The sequence below is a fragment of the Exiguobacterium algae genome (genome assembly GCF_018617875.1).
Taxonomy (GTDB): domain Bacteria; phylum Bacillota; class Bacilli; order Exiguobacteriales; family Exiguobacteriaceae; genus Exiguobacterium; species Exiguobacterium algae.
This window is the reverse complement of the sequence record NZ_JACSKZ010000003.1, coordinates 1-18211: the sequence shown is the minus strand read 5'-3', so window position 1 is coordinate 18211 and position 18211 is coordinate 1. Positions and strand designations below refer to the sequence as shown.

The window sequence follows — 18211 nt, the reverse complement described above, 5'->3', positions numbered from 1 at the left end:
GTGAAGAACGGGACCTTTCAAAAAATATTGCAATTTTCGTATAACTTTCCTATAATTCTAGTCATGTTAAAAAAGTTAACATGACGAATTGGATTAGTTTTTTAGAATGATGGAGGTTGACGTATGGAGAAGTTTATTGAGGATCTCGTTTCGTCTGCAAACGATTTGTTATGGTCTCAAGTGTTGATTGTCGTACTTGTCGCACTAGGACTTTATTTCACGGTTCATATGGGCTTTGTGCAATTTCGTATGATTCCTGAAATGTTCCGTCTTCTGTTCAAAGATGGAACAGAGCGTAAAAAAGGACAGGTGTCTTCGTTCCAGGCGTTCGCAATCGGAACAGCGGCGCGTGTCGGTACAGGAAACATTGCCGGTGTGGCGACAGCGATTGCGCTAGGTGGCCCGGGTGCTGTTTTTTGGATGTGGTTGATCGCGTTGATCGGAGCGGCTTCAGCATTTGTTGAAAGCACGCTTGCGCAAGTGTATAAAGTACGTGATGGACGTACATGGCGCGGTGGTCCGGCTTACTATATGGAGCGTGCACTCGGACAACGCTGGCTCGGAGTATTGTTTGCCATCTTGATCACGTTCTCGTTTGGTTTTGCCTTCAACTCCGTTCAGTCGAATACGATTTCTTTATCTATGAGTAATCAATTCGGTGTCAGTACGACGACGATCGGTCTTGCCCTTGCCGTCGTGACGGCGGTTGTCATTTTCGGGGGGATCCAATCCATCGCGCTCTTGTCGAGTGTGATTGTCCCGGTCATGGCTGGCGGTTATATCCTGCTCGCCCTTTGGATTATGGCTTCGAATGTATCGCTCTTGCCGGACGTGTTCACCCTCATTTTCTCTGAAGGTGTATTGGGAATTGAACAGCTCTTCGGCGGAGCAATCGGGGCGATGGTTCTTCAAGGAATTCGACGTGGTCTCTTCTCAAACGAAGCGGGTATGGGTTCTGCCCCGAACGCCGCGGCGACAGCAGAAGTATCACACCCGGTCAAACAAGGCTTGATTCAAGCATTCAGCGTCTTCGTAGATACGCTTCTCGTCTGTACGTCGACCGCGATGATTATCCTGATTTCAGGTGTGGCGGGCTCGGACTCATTTGCGGGCGTCGAGTTGACGCAAGCCGCTTTGACGACTGAAGTGGGTTCTTTCGCGACTTCGTTCTTGACGATTGCGATTTTCCTCTTCGCCTTTAGTTCGATTCTCGGGAACTACTACTACGGGGAGACGAACATCCAGTTCATCTCGGACAAGAAAATTTACATCGTGCTCTACCGCATCGGTGTAATCGCGATGGTCCTCTTCGGAGCGGTCCGATCAGCGGGTCTTGTCTGGTCGATTGCGGACGTATTCATGGGACTCATGGCTCTCGTGAACTTATATGCGATTTTCCGTCTTGCGAAAGTGGCTCGTGCTGTACTCGATGATTACTTGGCACAACGCCGCCAAGGAGACGATCCAGTATTCTATGTGGATTCGGTTGAAAACTTACCGGGACGTGAATACGTGGAAGCTTGGGAAAGCGAAGCGGAAGAAGTCAAAACAGGTACAGGTCGTTAAGTCGAACCGTCTATGGATTTCCATAGGCGGTTTTTTCATGTCCGGAAGACGGGTACAGATAAAAAAAGGGGGCGTTCATGGATGGAAACGACACATTATATTCGTGTTACCCCGGAAGTGTGGGTATCGTTTAATCAAGACCCGGAGATGATTCTGGACTGGTTGCTCCATATGCATGCACAGTATCGGGAACGAGATGAGACGTTGACGCTCCCGAACATCGAACCGTTTCAAAAAGTGCTGAGCCAGATCGAGGTGTATATCGATGGTGCGGACACATACAACATGGAGATGGCACTCGTCGGAGAAGAGCTCATCGTCAATGAGGCCCAGGCGGTTGTCGTCGGCATTCTCACACCACAACTCCTGCACGTCGTAAAAGATACATTACATGCTTTTGAAAGAAGCGATGTGAAAGATATGGCTTTCGTTGGGACAGATCAGTTCGAAGAAATCTGGCAGAGTTGGACGCAGTTGCAACAATTTTGCGAAACGGCGACCGAGCAAGAAGAACTTGTCTTAATTTATTATGAGTAATCGGAATCGACTGTGGTATAATTTCACAAAAATGCAGGAGGTTCGCTAATGGATGTCATCGGCTTGTTGCTTTGGATTGGGATATTCATCGCCCCCTTCCTCGGTTATCGGACGGGGAACAAGTGGCTCGGCCGGATTACCATGCTTTCTTTGATCTTTCTCCTTTCCGGTTTGGGCTATCGCTTGAGTGGGGGAGAGACGGGAGGAATAGTTGAAGGACTTTGGCAGACACTGATGGTGTCTCACCTTCTTCTCCTTGCGCTCAATAGTTGTTTGGTCAGCAAACGATTCGTACCGGAGATGACTTGGCTTCGCTTGGCATTAATCGGTTTCATCGGTTATGGACTTGGACACATATGGATAGCGATTATGACGGGGACTTGGGAATGGATGAACCAGGAAGTGCTGACTTTGAGTTTCATCATGGCACTAAGCCTTTTGCTCCTCGTCTCTTTGAAAACACTTGATCGTAGAATCGAAGCATAGAAAAATCCCGGGACCTGCGCATGACAGATTCCGGGATTTTTTTATTTCAAAGCGGTTTCGAGTGCTTTGACATTTTCACGCATCAAGTCAAAATAACTTTTCTCCATCTGGTCTTTTGTGACAGATTCCAAGTTATAAATCGTGACGGTTTTTGCGCCGATCTCATCTTTCACGACTTGCGCGACTTTCGGGGTGACGGTCTCTTCAAAAGCGATATATTTCAAATCGTGCAGGCGCGCCTCCTCGATGATTTCCTTTAACGCCTGCTGTGACGGTTCTTCTGAAGGCGTAAGACCAGTGATTGGCAATTGATCAAATCCGTACCGTTCGGCTAAATAACCGTAAGCTGCGTGCGTGACGAGAAGTTCTGATTTTGAACCCTTTTCGACAGCGGTTTTCAGCTCGCTATCCAAGGCGTTTGCCTCTTCCTTGAACGTGTTCAAACGTTCAGCGAATTCATTCTTATAATCCGGAGCCTCTTCACTGAAGGCGATCTCAACGGATTCGGCCATCGATACCGCATTTGTCGGGTCGAGCCAGACGTGAGGGTCGTACTGCCCATGATCGTGTTCCTCCTCATCCGCGTCATGTTCATCCTCTTCGTGATGATGCACGGTATCAGAGGCAGAGAGGAGTTGAATCTCCTCGGCTGTTTTGACAAATTGGACAGGTTGGCCGTCCAAGCTTTTTTCCATTGCCTCGACATACGGCTCAAGGTCGTGGCCAATCGTCAAAAACAAATCTGCTTCAGCAATCTGGGTCATTTGCTTAGAAGTCGGTTCGTACGTATGGGGGTCTGCTCCGGGCGGGATCACCATTTCAACGTTGACACGGTCGCCACCGATTTCTTCAGCAATCGATTTCAGGGCAAACGTGGAGGCGTAGACGGTCAACTTCCCTTCTGTTGATTCAGAAGAGCGATCTCCCTCTGTGTTGCCACACGCGCCAAGTAGAAGTGTCCCGGCTGCAACGGCACCGAGAAGTACGTTTTTCATCAATCATCATCTGCCTTTCAGATTATACGATTTAAATCGTAATTGTTACGTTTTGTATCTGCGAATATTATTATAGTGTTCTCCCCAATGCACGTCAAGCATCACATCGAGGGATAGGTTTTTGAAAAAAACGGGAATATGATTAAAAAAAGAAGAACGAGGAGTGGATTGTATGAGAAAGGAGACCGCCTGGTTTGTCGGTGGTGCGGCATTGGCCGCCGCGACAGCGGCAGGGGCAAGCGTGTGGAATCAGTATGGATCACTTGTCAGATGGCAAGAACCTGAATTACCGGTTCGTCCTTCGACGCGAAAGCGGCACACGTACACGTATAAAATTATTGATGACCGTCCGCTCCAATTTGATTTGTATATTCCGCCAGGTGAGGGACCGTTCCCGGTCGCGGTGTATGCACACGGTGGGGCGTTCGTTCGTGGGAGTCGGAATATGGTGACGCTGTTTCACCCGCTGCTTGATCACTTCTTAGCGAAAGGGATTGCCGTTGCAAGCATTGACTACCGTCTGTTTGAGGATGGCGTCTACTTTCCGGACAATATTATCGATGTGTCCGACGCACTGTGCTATTTGAAGCAGCACGAGTCGTTGCTTCATCTCGATACTGACGATTTAGTCGTTTGGGGGGATTCGGCGGGAGCGGCACTCATGCTCGCGACCGCATTGGACAGACATCAACAGTTCATCGGAGAGTTGGGGGACGACTTACCCGAGATTAAAGGTGTCATCGCACTCTACCCGCCGACAAATTTCTTGTTGTTCAAATTTATTCAGACCTGGCTTGCCCACTTAAAATTTTATGAAGGAAGCCGGGAGGAGTGGCGTGAACTCATGGTAAAATGTTCGCCGGTGACACACCTGTATGCGGATGCACCCCCAATTTTGCTCCTGCACGGCAAGAAAGACCCGATTGTCCCGTTCGGACAGGCGCTTCATTTTGTCGAACATGCCAGTGATGTCGGGGCGAATGTACAATTGATTTCTTTTCCGAATGGAACACATTCCCTTGCGAGTTTCCTGCAATCAGACAATCCGATTAAAGAGGGGCAACTGATGGAGCGGATTGACCGTTTCATCGACGATTGCATTTCGTGACGTTGCGATTTTTTGGAAAGATGGTACGATGGGGAATGATTGAAAGAGAAGGAGTGAAGCACGTGACAGAACTTTGTTTGGTTCGACATGGTCAAACCGACTGGAACCGTCAGGAGATTATTCAAGGTAGAGAAGACAACCCGTTAAATGCGCTTGGACGCCGTCAGGCAGAAGAGAGTGCAGCTTTTTTAAGTCAGGAAGAGTGGGATGTCATTGTAGCGAGTCCACTTTCCCGTGCGGTCGACACAGCGAGTTATATCGCGGAAGCGTGTGGAATGGACAATGAAGGAATTGTTTTGGATGAGCGGTTCATTGAGCGGGAGTTCGGATACGCCTCAGGGAAGCCTGTAAAAGGCATTTACGAAGCCGTGCAAGCTGACGACCGCGAGCGGATTCCGGGTCTTGAATCAGAAGATGAGATGCGTAGTCGCGTCCTTGAAGGGATGCAACACCTCGTCGAGACACATCCGGGAAAACGGATTATCGTCGTATGTCATTCCCATGCTATCAAAGCGGCTTTATCGGCTGTTGATGAGACGTACACGTTCCGTCACGCGATGCGAAACGCGTGTTCAAACTATATCACTTATGAAAACGGTCAATTTTATGTGAAGGCGGTCAACGTGGCTGACCATATCACAGATACGACCGTTGTGAAATGAGGGAACAATCATGACGACCTTACTTTGGGTATTTATTATCGCATCGTTTGTCGTCGCTTTCGCAGGGTTGATTTATCCTGTGATCCCAAGCGTCCTTTTCTTATTCATCGGTTATCTGATTTATGGATTTGGATTTTCGTTTGATCCCTTGACCTGGACGTTTTGGTTATGGCAAATCCTGTTTCTTGTCTTCCTGTTCGCGGTGGATTATCTTGTCACTCGAGCGGCTGTCGAGAAACGGGGAGGCTCAGAACGGGCAAAATGGGGAGCAACCATCGGACTCATTGCCGGACCGTTTATCTTTCCGCTGGTCGGCGTGCTGATTTTCCCATTCATCTTCGCGTTTCTCGCCGAGTTGACATTAGGCAAGAAAACGAAAGAAGCGTGGGACATCGGGGTCGGAACGGTCCTTGCATTTCTCGGTAGCACGCTGTTGAAGTTGGTCGGGATGTCGATGATGGTGATCTTATTCTTTATGTACATTTAAGACGAAGGAGCTTCTTCTTCGTCTTTTTGTTTGAGAAGTTTACGAAAAAGGGGAAAGAAAAACAGGGACCACGATTACTCGTAAGACCCTGTTTTGACAAGCTGATTAAAAGCTGAACGACTGAATGACTGTTGTAACTCGACTTTTTTCTCGAAAAAGGCGGGTTTCAGATTGGCTTTCGCAACGCCTTCACCAACGAGAGAATCAAGCACTTGCTTCGTTGCATCTTGTTTCGGGATGAGCATCAGTCCTTCGGCGACGAACGTATGATGATCATTCAGCGCCCGTTCACTCGTGAAGGTCAGTGCGACTGCGGCCGGCTGATTTGCCCGTGACGTAATGACTGCCTCGGCGAGCAGCAGGATGCGTTTGTTCAAATAATGATGAAGCGTGACGGCGGCTTCGGTGGGAACCAGCATTTCGAGTAGCCACTCGTTATCATGTTCCTTCGAAATAATCAGGCCGTCGAGTAAGTTGATGGGTAAGTTTAGTTCGTTGCCGTACTCATCTTGGACAAGCCGGACTTGGACGAGGCGAAACGTTTTCATCAGATCGTTCCTTTCCGCGTTTTCTTTAGACCATCTTAACACAGTAGAAGGGTAAGAATGTGTTAAGATAACTGGGAAGAAACAGAAAATATAGAGAGTAAGGGAGGCATCAACATGAGTTGGATGGTTGGGTTAATCGGGTATGTGGCGATTCTCGCAATCGTTTATTATGGTGTCCTTTTCTTCAAAGTGAAACGGGAGCGGAGTCGAGCCGGTTACCGGATTTTTCTTCTGCTCGCCGGATTATTTTTAGTCAGTGGGAGTGACTATATCATCGCGTTATTCCGTGGCGACACGGAGGCGACGTTTTGGCAACGGACGGTCTATTTTGTCTTCATCTTGCTCTCTTTGACAGCCGCGCTCTACTTTCGGAGAAAAGAAGATCACAACCAAGCGGGAGAAATGACGGTAGTATAAAGAAAAGGCTGTGGGAATTCCCACAGCCTTTTCTTTATTTCGGTACGCGCGTTTTGCGGATCATTTCCAGCTTCAAATCCCAAAGCGGCTTGCTGAACGTGACCGAGTAGACTTCCGGTAGACGTAGACGTTTATACTCTTCCCACAGTCCGTTCATCTGTTCGTGGTGATAGTCTCGGATTTCACGTGCACTCGGTAAATCATAGACCCGTTTCCCATTCAGGAAGATTGGTTCCAACAAACGCTTCACATGGAAGTTGCGTGTCTTGATTTTGAAGGCCGGGTCCCGCACATCGATGAGGTCGATCTCAGTGTAAGACTCGACCGGCTCGTCTGCGAGGGCGATATAATCCCCTTTGAACATTTTCGTCTCATTATCGATGATGCGATACAGTTCTTTTTTATGAGGGGTTGTCGTTTTCACTTTCGATGAAGACACTTTGATGACGGGTTTCAACTCCCCGTTTTCATCTTCCCGTGCCACAAGCTTGTATACCATGCCGAGCGCGGGTTGTTCATATGCCGTGATCCCACGTGTCCCGACGAGGAATGTATCGGCCTCGGCTCCTTGCATGCGTAAGTCTTGAATGACATATTCATCAAGGTCGCCGGACACGACGATTTTGACATAATCGAGCCCCGCTTCGTTCAAGGCTTTGCGTGCCCGTTTCGACAGATAGGCAAGGTCTCCTGAATCGAGTCGGACCGACTTCAGGCGATGTCCTTTCGCTTCAAGCTCTTTGGCGACTTTGATCGCATTCGGTAAACCGGACTTGAGTGTGTCATACGTGTCGATGAGTAAGCTCGTATTGTCCGGATACATGTCAGCGAATGAACGGAACGCAGATAACTCGTCATCGTGAAATTGAATATCGGCGTGCTCCATCGTCCCACCGGTCGGTACATCGAAGTCGCGTCCTGCCGACACAAGGCTCGTCACGTCAAAACCGGCGATATAAGCAGCACGTGTGCCGTAATACGCCGCATCAACACCTTGCGCACGACGGGCGCCTCCCTCAAGTAACGTCTCGTTTGGAGCCGATTGACGAATTCGCGCATATTTCGTCGCGATGAGCGATTCGTGGTTGGCGATATTGAGAAGTGCCGTTTGGAACAGTTTCGCTTCAAAGATTGTCGATTCGATCCGGACGACTTGTTCGTGAGGGAAAATAACTTCACCTTCCCGGACGCTATATAGTGAACCGGTGAACTTGAAGTTCCGTAAAACGTCCTCAAACTCATCCTCGAAGTCGAGTTGCTTTTTCAAATAACGAATGTCCTCTTCCGTGAACGAGACGTTCTCCAAATAGTGGACAATGTTTTCGAGTCCGGCGAAGACGACGTAACCGCCACTGAACGGATTCGAGCGGTAGTAGAGGTCAAACACGACTTTTTCGTTGTGGCGACCTTGTTTCCAGTAGATATACATCCAGCGTGGGAGATAAAGGTCTGTGTGAAGTGCTAAATTGCGATGTAACATATAAATTCCTTTCTGTTTTACGTCACTTTCCGACGACGGTCGCACCGAGAGTCGTGACGAAGTGTTCGAGCGCCCATTCGTGTCCGACCGGGTTGAAGCTCTGGACGGCATCGGCATGGACGACGATTTGATAACCGAGGTTGTAAGCATCGACCGCTGTATGGAGGACGCAAATGTCTGTACACACACCAACGAGATGGACTTCAGTGATCCCGCGTTCACGTAAACGCAAGTCGAGATCCGTTCCGGCAAAGGCGCTGTATCTCGTCTTATCGATCCAGTGATCCGCCACTTTAGATGCCGTTTTTACGTCACCGTACAATTCTCGCCCTTCCGTCCCGCGAATGTTGTGTGGAGGGAATAGCGTCGTTTCTGGATGATACGTATCGCCCGCATCGTGGACATCGTTCGCAATGACCACATAATCCTCTGCGGCGAAGGTTTCAATCAACTGGACGATTCGTTCTTCTATATCCTGCCCAGGTTTACCGCAAGTTAAACGACCCGTGTCAGCGATGAAATCAAATGTATAATCAATGACAATCAATGCACGCATAGGGGGTGCTCCTCTCTGTAATCGGTATATGGCTATCTTTCTTATTCTAATTCATTATACATCATGCGAGAAAGATTATTTTTCCGTGGGTCGGGTAGAAGATGAAGTAGACTGTCAGTGAAAGGGGATTGCGTACATGTTACTGTCATCAAGCGAACTGTCTGATCATTTATCCCGTTTAGACGGCTGGGAAGTGGTGGAAGGAGAACTTCAAAAAACGTATCGTTTTGAAACGTTCCCGGAAGCCATCCAATTCGTGCATCTGGTCGCGGATCTGGCGGAGTCAATCAATCACCACCCGAACATCTTAATCGAATATCGGAATGTCACGTTGACGGTATCGACTCACGATGAGGGTGGAATCACGGCAAAAGACATAACACTTGCGAAAGGGTGTGAAGAGGTTGTCTAAATTGTACATGACGTTCGCTTCAGGGAGTGTCGCGAATCAAATTAGTAAAAAACCGGGTGTCATCATGGCGAGTGGCCGTGAAACGATTCTATTGTCCGAAGGGGAGCACAACCCGTTTCAGAGCGGAAAAGTATTTGAAATTGAAGAATCGTCGGGGCAGCTGTCCTCGCGGGGGAGCATTTTATATGCCAACGTACCGGTCGATTCGAACGCCAGAAAGTTATTGTTCCACCAGCTGTTAAAAGAGAAAGTGCATATTGGCGCAGGAGTGAACCATTCTGTAAATTATCGATTTGGGTACGACCCGGACGATGAACACGCGATTCTCTTCATTCAATTTGAAGGAAGCGCACAACCGTTTTTGGATTCACCTGATTACGCGGTCTTTCAAGAGCGATTGAACGAGGCGATTGAACATAGAGGGGCCGGTCCGATCATAAAACACTATGTCGTCAATGAATCAGATAATCTATAATGAAGATAACGTCATGTTAGGGGAGGATTTTTATGAACAAGAACTATTTCTGGTTGGGGATGGCTGCAGGTGCGGTAATTGGAGCAGCGGCATCACTTCTCCATAGCGAAACGCGTGATCAACAAGTGAAGCAACTGAAAGGGATCAAATCGAAGTTCAAGTCATCGAACACGTCGACTGAAGCACATTCGGTCGGTCTCCAGGTTTCTTCTAAAGGAAACTTGAAAGATCGTGTGATGGATTTGAAAGCACTATATGAAGAAAACCAAGATACAATCCAAAACCTCGTCGAAGACGTAAAAGATTTGGTGGACGCTTTACAAGAGGCGCGTCATAAAAATCAAATCTAAGAAATGGCCAAGCAGATCTGCTTGGCCATTTCTAATTCCTCATAAAAACCGGGCGAGCAATCCGATAATCGCCAGACCGACAATGACATAAAAGAACCACTTTCCGTCACCCGAGTGGATCATCGGAGGGGCATAGGAGCGTCGGCGATACTTACCGTGATGTGCCGGACGGGAATAAGGGACTGTGAATCTCGAGAGCGGGATGGCGAGCAGGAAGCCTGCCAAGAAGCCGTACACATGTCCCCATAAAGCCACATTTCGCCCAAGTAGCGTGAAGACGGCGCTGAGCGCGACGAAAATATAAACTAACCGGGCGTCCTGGGTGTACATCAACGTGCGACGGAATCGGCCGATGAAGACAAAGAAACCGAGAATCGCCAGGATGGCGCCGGATGCACCGGCCTGAAGATAAAACAAGTTGCTGACTGTGAAATAGGTGAACAAGTTGGCGAGAGCCCCGGCGAGCATGTAAAATAAGGCAAATTTCACATGCCCGACCATTCGTTCCATCGCCGGTCCGAAAATAATCAGTGCGAACGAGTTGAATAGTAAGTGACCAAGACTCAAATGTATGAAGTTGGCCGTGAACAGGCGATACCATTGACCGTCAGCCAATGCTAAATGGAACGATCCGCCAGTCGCCACGATTCGTAAACCTGGCGCGAAAGAATCGATGACAAACACAAGGAGTTGGATTACAATGAACAGCGTTACGAGTGGATATGCCCGTATAAACGTTTGTACATTTTCCGTACGACTAAACATAACATCACCTCTTTCCTCAATTGTATAAGGAAACGAGTGGAAAAGGAAAGGAGCGAGTGTTTCGTGATTGTAGGAATTGGAATCGACATCGTCGAGCTTGATCGGATTGCTCGCTCGATGAAACAAGAGCGGTTTACGAAGCGGTTATTAACAGACGCCGAACTCGAGTTGGCGCAAAGTTATCCGGAACATCGTCAAATCGAATTTATCGCTGGCCGATTTGCCGCGAAAGAGGCCTATGCAAAAGCGGCCGGTACCGGCATTGCGCGAGGTCTGTCTTGGCATCATATTGAGGTCTTACCGGATGAAACGGGACGGCCGGTCATGAGCGCACCAACCGATGGGCGGATTCATGTCAGCATCAGTCACAGTGAACACTATGCGATTGCGCAAGTCATCATTGAAAAGGAGGCGCATCATGTTTCGTCCGAGTCGTATTGAAATTGACCGGGCAGCGATTGCCCATAATATACAAGAATTAAGAAAACGGATTCCGCAAGCCATCATGGCCGTTGTCAAAGCGAATGGCTACGGTCATGGAGCCGTAGAAGTCGCAAAAGTCGCGCTTGAGAATGGAGCGACGATGCTCGGTGTCGCTTTGTTAGAAGAGGCCATCGAGTTGCGGGACGCGGGCATCTCTGCCCCGATTCTCGTCATGGAAGCACAGTTCCCGGATGCGGCAGGTGTTGCTGCCGAGCGGGGGATCACGCTATCGGTCTTTTCAGCCGAGTGGCTGGAAGAAGCGAAACAGTTTTTGAACGGTCAAACGCTCACCGTTCATATTAAAGTGGATACCGGAATGGGACGTCTTGGTCTCCGGTCGCGTGAAGAACTGGATGCGATGCTAAATGCCGCAAATGAGTCATTTGACCTCGAAGGCATTTACACGCATTTTGCCACGGCGGATGAATTGGGTAGTGAGCTTTACTATGAGCAACAGGAACGGTTCGAGCGGTTAATAGAAGGGTTACATGACCGCTTCCGCTATGTGCACACTTCAAATTCAGCCGGTGCGATTCGCATGGCCGGGCAGGATGTGCCGTACAATCTCGTGCGCGTCGGAATTGCGATGTACGGACTTTACCCGTCAGCGGAGATGCAAGGGTTTTACTCCTTCCTCCGCCCGGCATTCACATTAAAAAGTAAACTGATGCATGTGAAGCGTCTGGAAGCGGGACAAACGATCAGTTATGGGGCGACGTATACGACGTCAACTGAGGAATGGATTGGGACGGTGCCGGTCGGGTACGCTGACGGATGGTTGCGCAAAGCGAGTGGCTTCGAAGTCGACGTGGAAGGGGAGCGCTGCCCGATTGTCGGACGTGTCTGTATGGACCGGTTCATGATTCGTCTCCCGAGAGAATATCCTGTCGGGACAGACGTGACGCTCATCGGCGGACCGATCGCGATTGACGAATTGGCAATGTACCTCGAGACGATTAATTATGAAATTGTCTGTGAGTTCACGGGCAGACTTCCGCGACACTATGTGTGAATCACAAATCGTGTGAAATTATCTGAATTCTTTCTCGATTTCTCTATATTTTCCCATCCCTGCGTGTTATATTGATAAAGAACGCGGGAGAATTTCCGCCAGTCCATGAAACGATTCTGGAGGTGTAAGATGTTGAAGCAGCGAACTGCGGGTGCGCTAGCGTCCGTCCCAGATCGGTTCTCGCAACAAGGGGGTCCGATTTCGATGAAAGACCGTGAAACACTGTCCTTGAACGATGTAGTGACATACTTGTCTAAAGAAATTGCTGATCGACAACACACACTGCGTGAAGAATTGGCGAAAGGCTATCAAGAGATGGCCGCGTTTAACTTGAATATGGCAGAAGAGATGCTTACGATTGAAGCCGAGGCCGAACATGCTCTCTTACGTCAAGTAAGTGGGGTGTGAGCGGAGTGATCGTAAAGCGTGGTGACGTATTTTATGCCAATCTGTCGCCCGTAGTCGGTTCAGAGCAAGGTGGCGTTCGACCGGTTCTTATCATCCAGAACGACATCGGCAATCGCTTTAGCCCGACCGTCATTGTCGCTGCGATTACAGCTCAGATTCAGAAAGCAAAACTGCCGACTCATGTGGAAGTATATCAAGAGAAGCACGGACTCGAACGAGACTCCGTCATTCTTCTTGAACAGATTCGTACGATTGATAAGCGTCGTCTGACTGACAAAGTCACGCATCTCGATGATGAGACGATGCATAAAGTTGACCGAGCGCTAGAGATCAGTATGGGATTAATCCCGCTCTAGCCTTACATAGATCAAGACTGATACACGGGTATCGGTCTTTTTTTAAAATGTTTTTTCGAAAAAATGGTTTAAAAATTTGCCTAAGGGGAATTAAAGTTAATCGTACTCAATTTATCTGTACGGACATTTAGGAGGGAATAGACGATGGATTTAGCGATTCGTGAACAAGTTATTGGAGAACAATTACACCTTTACGTATCCGGAGAAGTGGATACATATACTGCACCAAAACTGAAAGAAGTGTTGCATCCGGCCATCAGTGAGCAAGACGTGGTCGTTCATTTGGACGAAGTGGAGTATATGGACTCGACGGGCCTTGGCGTTTTCGTTGGCGCTCTTAAAATTGCGACGCGCAACGAAAAAGAATTATCGCTTGTCGGGGTAACGGAGCGGGTCAATCGTCTCTTTGAACTGACAGGGCTCCATAAACTTCTTTCAATCAATTCGAACGTAAGAGGTGGCACGCAATGAACAATGTTGAACAGACGGTAATGACGTTCCCGGCCAAACCGGAATATGTCGGTGTGGTACGTTTAGTCGTTTCAGGAATTGCGAACCGTATGGGATATACGTACGACGAAATCGAGGATATTAAAATCGCGGTTTCGGAAGCATGTGGCAATGCAGTCCAGCATGCATATGAAGATCATCAAGAGGGAGAGGTCAAGCTGACTTGTGGCGTATATACAGACCGTCTCGAAATGACGATCGAAGATTCGGGCAAGACGTTCGCGGATGATGTGAAACGTCAAGCTGCTCCGGTCGAAGAGACGACGGAAATTGAATCGCTCCACGAAGGAGGACTTGGTCTGTTCCTTATCGAAGCGTTAATGGACGATGTCTCGATCAATAAAGACAACGGTGTCAAAGTGACGATGACAAAACTCCTTAACAGGGACGAGGTGGATCAGAGTGCCAGCAAAATCTCAACAACGCCATCACAGTGATGACGAGGTATTAGAGTGGATTGAACGCTATCAACAAGACGATCAAAATGAAGAAGTCCAAATGCTACTCATCAATCGTTACTCCGACCTTGTCGAGGCGCTCGCACGAAAGTTTTCGCGTGGACGTGCCATTCACGATGATCTCGTACAAGTTGGGATGATTGGGTTGTTGGCGGCTCTTCGTCGATTTGACCCGGAATTCGGTCGTAGCTTTGAATCGTTTGCGGTCCCGACCATCATTGGTGAGATCAAACGATTCATCCGCGACAAAACATGGAGTGTCCATGTACCCCGTCGGATCAAAGAGCTCGGCCCGAAAATCAAGAAGACGGTCGAAGAGCTGACGACTGAATTGCAACGCTCGCCACGAATCGACGAGATTGCCGATCACCTCGGTGTGTCGGATGAAGAAATTCTCGAAACGCTCGAGATGGGCAAGAGTTATCAAGCATTGTCGGTCGATAGTTCGATTGAAGCGGATAACGAAGGTAGCACGGTCACGTTACTCGACTTGGTCGGTAGCCAGGAACGTGGCTATGAATCAGTCGACCAACGACTCATTTTAGAGAAAGCGTTCAATGTCTTAAATGAACGGGAACGCGCCATCTTAGAATGCGCCTACTATAAGAACATGAGTCAAAAAGAGACTGGAGAACTTCTCGGCATCTCGCAGATGCACGTCTCCCGTTTGCAGCGGCGAGCGCTTGAGAAACTGCGAGAAGCAATCAAAGTCCCACTCAATGAAGTATTTTCAAGCGATGACTAATCGAGTCATCGCTTTTTTGTTTGAATATTTGCTACACTTTGAAGGAGAAGAAAAAAGGAAGTGATTCGAGTGATTGCAAAGGTAGCAAACGCATTACAGTTGAAAACGAGTCAAGTCGAGACGGTTCAGCAACTCGCATCGGAAGGGGCGACAATTCCATTCATGGCCCGTTATCGGAAGGAAATGACGGGGAACCTGGATGAAGTCGAAATCAAAGCCATCTTGGACGCCCTTCAATATGAAGAAAACTTACTGAAACGGAAAACGGATGTTCTTGCTAAGTTAGAAGAGTTGGAAAAGGACACACCTGAACTAACAAAAGCGTTAGAGTCGGCGACGACACTTCAACAAGTCGAGGATATCTACTTACCATATCGTCCGAAACGTCGGACGAAGGCGGAACAAGGACGGGAGAAAGGGCTACAACCACTTGCGGACTGGTTCCGTAAAAAGTCGCCGTATTCGACAGATGTTGTCGAAGAGCTCTCGAAAGATGTCGCGTTAGAAGAAGCGTTGCCGCTCGTCCATGCAATCATTGGGGAAGAGTGGGGTGAAGAAGCAAAACTGAGACAAATGCTTCGTGACCGCGTACGTAAAGAAGGATTGTTGCGCTCGAAGAAGAAAAAACAAGCTGAGGACGAAAAAGAGATCTTTGCACAGTACTATGAGTATGAAGAGAAGATCGCTGGAATCGTTCCACACCGTGTGCTGGCGTTGAACCGTGGGGAACGTAACGATGTTCTTCAAGTGAAGGTCATTTTTGACGAAACACGTTTCATGGATCAAGCCCTTCGTGCATATGAACGACTTCCGAAAGAAAAGCGTGCAGTTGTCGAGACGGCTGTGACAGAAGCTTATAAAAAATCGGTCTTCCCAGCGATTGAACGTGAGATTCGTGGTGAGCTGACAGAAAAGGCGGAAGAACAGGCAATCGACGTCTTCTCAAAAAATCTGAAGCAACTCTACATGCAACCACCGCTTCGGGAGGTCGTTGTGTTAGGGATTGACCCGGCTTATCGCACAGGGTGTAAATGGGCAGTCGTGAATGAAATCGGAAAAGTAGAAGAAGTCGGTGTCTTCTATCCTACGGCGCCGAAGCATGATATTGACGGAGCGGAGAAAGTGTTAACGAGACTCGCGAAAAAATATCCGATCTCGGTCATTGTCGTTGGTAACGGAACGGCATCACGGGAGACCGAACAATTCGTTGCGGATTGGTTGAAAAAATCCGAACGGAAGATTGCCTATGCGATTGTGAATGAGGCAGGAGCGAGTGTGTACTCAGCATCTGAAGTCGCCCGTAGTGAGTTTCCGGAGTTGAAAGTCGAGGAGCGGTCAGCTGTCTCGATTGCCCGGCGTATTCAAGATGCGATGGCTGAACTGGTAAAAGTCGACCCGCAATCGGTCGGTGTCGGACAGTACCAGCACGACGTCAGTCAAAACAAATTGAAAGCTTCCCTCGAATTTGTCGTCGAAAGTGTCGTCAACATGGTCGGGATCGATGTGAACCGTGCCTCGGAATCACTATTGACTTACGTATCCGGACTGAACAAGACGACGGCGAAAAATATCGTCTCTTATCGGGAGGAGAACGGTCGCTTTGAGACACGCAAACAAATTAAAAAAGTTCCACGTCTCGGTGCTAAGGCATTTGAGCAGGCAGCCGGGTTCTTACGGATCACGAACGGGAAAGATGTTCTGGACCAGACAGAGATTCACCCTGAGAGTTATGACCTTGCATTGTCGATTTTGAAAGAAATCGGAGCCTCAAGGGATGAAGTCGGTACAGCCGCACTGCGGGACCGAATTCAGTCAGTTAATCCCAAGGCGTTGAGTGATCAGTTGGGGGCAGGGTTGCCGACCGTAGAGGACATTTTGAAATCACTGGCCAAACCAGGGCGTGACCCTCGGGAAGACATTCAGAAACCCTTGCTTCGTACCGACGTGATGAGTTTAGAAGATCTGAAGGTCGGAATGGAGTTCCAAGGGACGGTTCGGAACGTGATTGATTTTGGGGCGTTTGTTGATATCGGAGTGAAACAGGATGGACTTGTCCATATTTCTAAACTCTCGAATCGCTATGTGAAGCATCCGCTAGACGTTGTTGCGGTAGGGGATATCGTAACTGTCTGGATCGAGCAAGTCGATGTGAACCGTGGTCGAATTAGTTTAACGATGCTTTCTCCTGACAATAAATAAGAAGAAACTCGAATCAGGCAAAACGAATTTCGTTTTGCCTGATTTTTTTCAGGAAAAGTGTTGACGACCTTAATTGACCGTGGTATCTTATAGAAGTCGCCGAGAGACGGCATGCGAAATTAAAGTTTTTCTAAGAAAGTGATTGACAGGTTTCTGGTTTGCGGTTACAATATAAATCGTTACTTCGATAAATTCAAGCAACGTTCCGCAATAGCTCAGTGGTAGAGCAACCGGCTGTTAACCGGTAGGTCGTAGGTTCAAATCCTACTTGCGGAGCCATTTTATTTTGGAGACGTACCCAAGAGGCTATAAGGGGCTCCCCTGCTAAGGGAGTAGGCTGGGAAACCGGTGCGAGGGTTCGAATCCCTCCGTCTCCGCCACTTAAAAAATTACTTAGAAGACACATACACTGGCCCGTTGGTCAAGCGGTTAAGACACCGCCCTTTCACGGCGGTAACACGGGTTCGAATCCCGTACGGGTCACCATATATGGAGGATTAGCTCAGCTGGGAGAGCACCTGCCTTACAAGCAGGGGGTCGGCGGTTCGATCCCGTCATCCTCCACCATTTCAAATAAAAACGTAATCTGGTCTCGTGGTGTAGGGGTTAACATGCCTGCCTGTCACGCAGGAGATCGCGGGTTCGAATCCCGTCGAGACCGCCATTTACGTTGGGCTGTAGCCAAGTGGTAAGGCATCGGATTTTGATTCCGACATGCGAAGGTTCGATCCCTTCCAGCCCAGCTTTTTATTTGAGTCATTAGCTCAGTTGGTAGAGCATCTGACTTTTAATCAGAGGGTCGCAGGTTCGAGCCCTGCATGACTCACCATTTTTATTTTAATAAGTTGCGGTCGTGGCGGAATCGGTAGACGCGCTAGGTTGAGGGCCTAGTGGTGGTTAACACCGTGGAGGTTCAAGTCCTCTCGACCGCACCATATGCACCCTTAGCTCAGCTGGATAGAGCGTTAGACTACGAATCTAAAGGCCGGGAGTTCGAATCTCTCAGGGTGCACCATTTTTATGGGCCTATAGCTCAGCCGGTTAGAGCGCACGCCTGATAAGCGTGAGGTCGGTGGTTCGAGTCCACTTAGGCCCACCATTTAAACTGACGAACTTTGAAAACTGAACGATGAGGCAAAAAAAGTTTTACAATTTTTGAATGAAGCGCAAGCTTCGTCAATTTAAGAGCTATATCA

Annotated in this window: 23 protein-coding genes and 10 tRNA genes; 28 read left to right on the top strand and 5 right to left on the bottom strand. The window is 48.5% G+C overall.

Annotation, left to right across the window (positions count from 1 at the left end; all coding sequences use genetic code 11):
- The first annotated feature begins 123 nt into the window (after positions 1 to 123).
- The 3 genes from KNP03_RS08845 (at position 124) to KNP03_RS08835 (ending at position 2589) form a co-directional block, all read left to right on the top strand.
- Positions 124 to 1566: an alanine/glycine:cation symporter family protein gene (locus KNP03_RS08845; protein ID WP_214828407.1), complete on the top strand. Its 1443-nt coding sequence runs from the start codon at positions 124 to 126 to the stop codon at positions 1564 to 1566.
- 81 nt (positions 1567 to 1647) lie between these two features.
- Positions 1648 to 2103: a DUF1877 family protein gene (locus KNP03_RS08840; RefSeq protein WP_214828406.1), complete on the top strand. Its 456-nt coding sequence runs from the start codon at positions 1648 to 1650 to the stop codon at positions 2101 to 2103.
- 48 nt (positions 2104 to 2151) lie between these two features.
- Positions 2152 to 2589 carry a hypothetical protein gene (locus KNP03_RS08835; RefSeq protein WP_214828404.1) on the top strand — a complete coding sequence of 146 codons (438 nt, stop codon included), beginning with the start codon at positions 2152 to 2154 and terminating at the stop codon, positions 2587 to 2589.
- Positions 2590 to 2630: 41 nt separating this feature from the next.
- Here KNP03_RS08835 and KNP03_RS08830 read toward each other — a convergent pair whose 3' ends face one another.
- Complete coding sequence (locus KNP03_RS08830; RefSeq protein ID WP_214828402.1) at positions 2631 to 3584, bottom strand: metal ABC transporter substrate-binding protein; 954 nt, start codon at positions 3582 to 3584, stop codon at positions 2631 to 2633.
- A 172-nt stretch (positions 3585 to 3756) separates the two neighbouring features.
- Here KNP03_RS08830 and KNP03_RS08825 point away from each other — a divergent pair, with 172 nt between their 5' ends.
- The 3 genes from KNP03_RS08825 (at position 3757) to KNP03_RS08815 (ending at position 5841) form a co-directional block, all read left to right on the top strand.
- On the top strand, positions 3757 to 4692 hold the full coding sequence (locus KNP03_RS08825) for an alpha/beta hydrolase (RefSeq protein ID WP_214828399.1): 936 nt from the start codon (positions 3757 to 3759) through the stop codon (positions 4690 to 4692).
- A 62-nt stretch (positions 4693 to 4754) separates the two neighbouring features.
- Positions 4755 to 5354: a histidine phosphatase family protein gene (locus tag KNP03_RS08820; RefSeq protein ID WP_214828398.1), complete on the top strand. Its 600-nt coding sequence runs from the start codon at positions 4755 to 4757 to the stop codon at positions 5352 to 5354.
- Between the two features lie 10 nt (positions 5355 to 5364).
- A complete protein-coding gene (locus KNP03_RS08815) occupies positions 5365 to 5841 on the top strand; it encodes a DUF456 domain-containing protein (RefSeq protein WP_214828395.1) in 477 nt (158 codons plus the stop codon).
- Between the two features lie 74 nt (positions 5842 to 5915).
- Here the strand turns inward: KNP03_RS08815 and KNP03_RS08810 are convergent, their stop codons facing one another.
- The gene (locus KNP03_RS08810; protein WP_214828392.1) at positions 5916 to 6389 is read right to left on the bottom strand and encodes a YwpF family protein; all 474 of its coding nucleotides are present in this window, start codon (positions 6387 to 6389) and stop codon (positions 5916 to 5918) included.
- A gap of 114 nt (positions 6390 to 6503) precedes the next feature.
- Here KNP03_RS08810 and KNP03_RS08805 point away from each other — a divergent pair, with 114 nt between their 5' ends.
- Positions 6504 to 6806: a hypothetical protein gene (locus KNP03_RS08805; protein ID WP_214828389.1), complete on the top strand. Its 303-nt coding sequence runs from the start codon at positions 6504 to 6506 to the stop codon at positions 6804 to 6806.
- A gap of 34 nt (positions 6807 to 6840) precedes the next feature.
- Here the strand turns inward: KNP03_RS08805 and KNP03_RS08800 are convergent, their stop codons facing one another.
- Positions 6841 to 8286: a nicotinate phosphoribosyltransferase gene (locus KNP03_RS08800; RefSeq protein WP_214828386.1), complete on the bottom strand. Its 1446-nt coding sequence runs from the start codon at positions 8284 to 8286 to the stop codon at positions 6841 to 6843.
- Between the two features lie 22 nt (positions 8287 to 8308).
- On the bottom strand, positions 8309 to 8842 hold the full coding sequence (locus KNP03_RS08795) for a cysteine hydrolase family protein (RefSeq protein ID WP_214828383.1): 534 nt from the start codon (positions 8840 to 8842) through the stop codon (positions 8309 to 8311).
- A 136-nt stretch (positions 8843 to 8978) separates the two neighbouring features.
- Between KNP03_RS08795 and KNP03_RS08790 the strand changes: the two genes are divergently transcribed.
- From KNP03_RS08790 to KNP03_RS08780, 3 genes are read left to right on the top strand one after another with little or no spacing between them, the layout of a single operon-like run.
- Positions 8979 to 9254: a 4a-hydroxytetrahydrobiopterin dehydratase gene (locus KNP03_RS08790; protein WP_214828380.1), complete on the top strand. Its 276-nt coding sequence runs from the start codon at positions 8979 to 8981 to the stop codon at positions 9252 to 9254.
- Positions 9247 to 9729, top strand: coding sequence for a hypothetical protein (locus KNP03_RS08785; RefSeq protein WP_240544547.1), 483 nt, complete (start codon positions 9247 to 9249; stop codon positions 9727 to 9729). Before KNP03_RS08790 ends, KNP03_RS08785 begins: the two co-directional genes overlap by 8 nt.
- 32 nt (positions 9730 to 9761) lie before the next feature.
- The gene (locus KNP03_RS08780; protein WP_214828377.1) at positions 9762 to 10079 is read left to right on the top strand and encodes a hypothetical protein; all 318 of its coding nucleotides are present in this window, start codon (positions 9762 to 9764) and stop codon (positions 10077 to 10079) included.
- A 39-nt stretch (positions 10080 to 10118) separates the two neighbouring features.
- Here the strand turns inward: KNP03_RS08780 and KNP03_RS08775 are convergent, their stop codons facing one another.
- Positions 10119 to 10844 (bottom strand): rhomboid family intramembrane serine protease, encoded by a 726-nt coding sequence (locus KNP03_RS08775; RefSeq protein WP_214828374.1) that lies wholly within the window; start codon positions 10842 to 10844, stop codon positions 10119 to 10121.
- Between the two features lie 63 nt (positions 10845 to 10907).
- On the opposite strand from KNP03_RS08775, the gene acpS reads away from it, so the two are divergent.
- The 18 genes from acpS (at position 10908) to KNP03_RS08685 (ending at position 18114) form a co-directional block, all read left to right on the top strand.
- Positions 10908 to 11285 carry a holo-ACP synthase gene (gene acpS / locus KNP03_RS08770; protein ID WP_214828371.1) on the top strand — a complete coding sequence of 126 codons (378 nt, stop codon included), beginning with the start codon at positions 10908 to 10910 and terminating at the stop codon, positions 11283 to 11285.
- Positions 11263 to 12339, top strand: a complete 1077-nt coding sequence (alr, locus tag KNP03_RS08765) for an alanine racemase (RefSeq protein ID WP_214828368.1) — start codon at positions 11263 to 11265, stop codon at positions 12337 to 12339. The genes acpS and alr overlap by 23 nt, the downstream gene beginning before the upstream one ends.
- 129 nt (positions 12340 to 12468) lie before the next feature.
- The gene (locus KNP03_RS08760) at positions 12469 to 12747 is read left to right on the top strand and encodes a hypothetical protein (RefSeq protein ID WP_214828365.1); all 279 of its coding nucleotides are present in this window, start codon (positions 12469 to 12471) and stop codon (positions 12745 to 12747) included.
- A gap of 5 nt (positions 12748 to 12752) precedes the next feature.
- Entirely contained in the window at positions 12753 to 13103 is a 351-nt protein-coding gene (locus tag KNP03_RS08755) for a type II toxin-antitoxin system PemK/MazF family toxin (protein ID WP_214828362.1), read from the top strand.
- A 144-nt stretch (positions 13104 to 13247) separates the two neighbouring features.
- Positions 13248 to 13574, top strand: a complete 327-nt coding sequence (locus KNP03_RS08750) for an STAS domain-containing protein (RefSeq protein WP_214828359.1) — start codon at positions 13248 to 13250, stop codon at positions 13572 to 13574.
- Positions 13571 to 14050 (top strand): anti-sigma B factor RsbW, encoded by a 480-nt coding sequence (rsbW, locus tag KNP03_RS08745; RefSeq protein ID WP_214828356.1) that lies wholly within the window; start codon positions 13571 to 13573, stop codon positions 14048 to 14050. The genes KNP03_RS08750 and rsbW overlap by 4 nt, the downstream gene beginning before the upstream one ends.
- Positions 14016 to 14816 (top strand): RNA polymerase sigma factor SigB, encoded by an 801-nt coding sequence (gene sigB / locus KNP03_RS08740; protein ID WP_015880560.1) that lies wholly within the window; start codon positions 14016 to 14018, stop codon positions 14814 to 14816. The genes rsbW and sigB overlap by 35 nt, the downstream gene beginning before the upstream one ends.
- 69 nt (positions 14817 to 14885) lie before the next feature.
- Positions 14886 to 17015 carry a Tex family protein gene (locus KNP03_RS08735; protein ID WP_214828353.1) on the top strand — a complete coding sequence of 710 codons (2130 nt, stop codon included), beginning with the start codon at positions 14886 to 14888 and terminating at the stop codon, positions 17013 to 17015.
- A 204-nt stretch (positions 17016 to 17219) separates the two neighbouring features.
- Positions 17220 to 17294 (top strand) — tRNA-Asn (locus tag KNP03_RS08730).
- Positions 17295 to 17303: 9 nt separating this feature from the next.
- Positions 17304 to 17395, top strand: a tRNA-Ser gene (locus KNP03_RS08725).
- Positions 17396 to 17426: 31 nt separating this feature from the next.
- A tRNA-Glu gene (locus tag KNP03_RS08720) sits at positions 17427 to 17501 on the top strand.
- A gap of 5 nt (positions 17502 to 17506) precedes the next feature.
- Positions 17507 to 17582 (top strand) — tRNA-Val (locus KNP03_RS08715).
- A 21-nt stretch (positions 17583 to 17603) separates the two neighbouring features.
- Positions 17604 to 17679 (top strand) — tRNA-Asp (locus KNP03_RS08710).
- 7 nt (positions 17680 to 17686) lie between these two features.
- Positions 17687 to 17758 (top strand) — tRNA-Gln (locus KNP03_RS08705).
- A gap of 10 nt (positions 17759 to 17768) precedes the next feature.
- Positions 17769 to 17844: transfer RNA gene (locus KNP03_RS08700), tRNA-Lys, on the top strand.
- 18 nt (positions 17845 to 17862) lie between these two features.
- Positions 17863 to 17950 (top strand) — tRNA-Leu (locus KNP03_RS08695).
- A 3-nt stretch (positions 17951 to 17953) separates the two neighbouring features.
- A tRNA-Arg gene (locus tag KNP03_RS08690) sits at positions 17954 to 18030 on the top strand.
- Positions 18031 to 18037: 7 nt separating this feature from the next.
- A tRNA-Ile gene (locus KNP03_RS08685) sits at positions 18038 to 18114 on the top strand.
- The last annotated feature ends 97 nt before the right edge of the window (positions 18115 to 18211 follow it).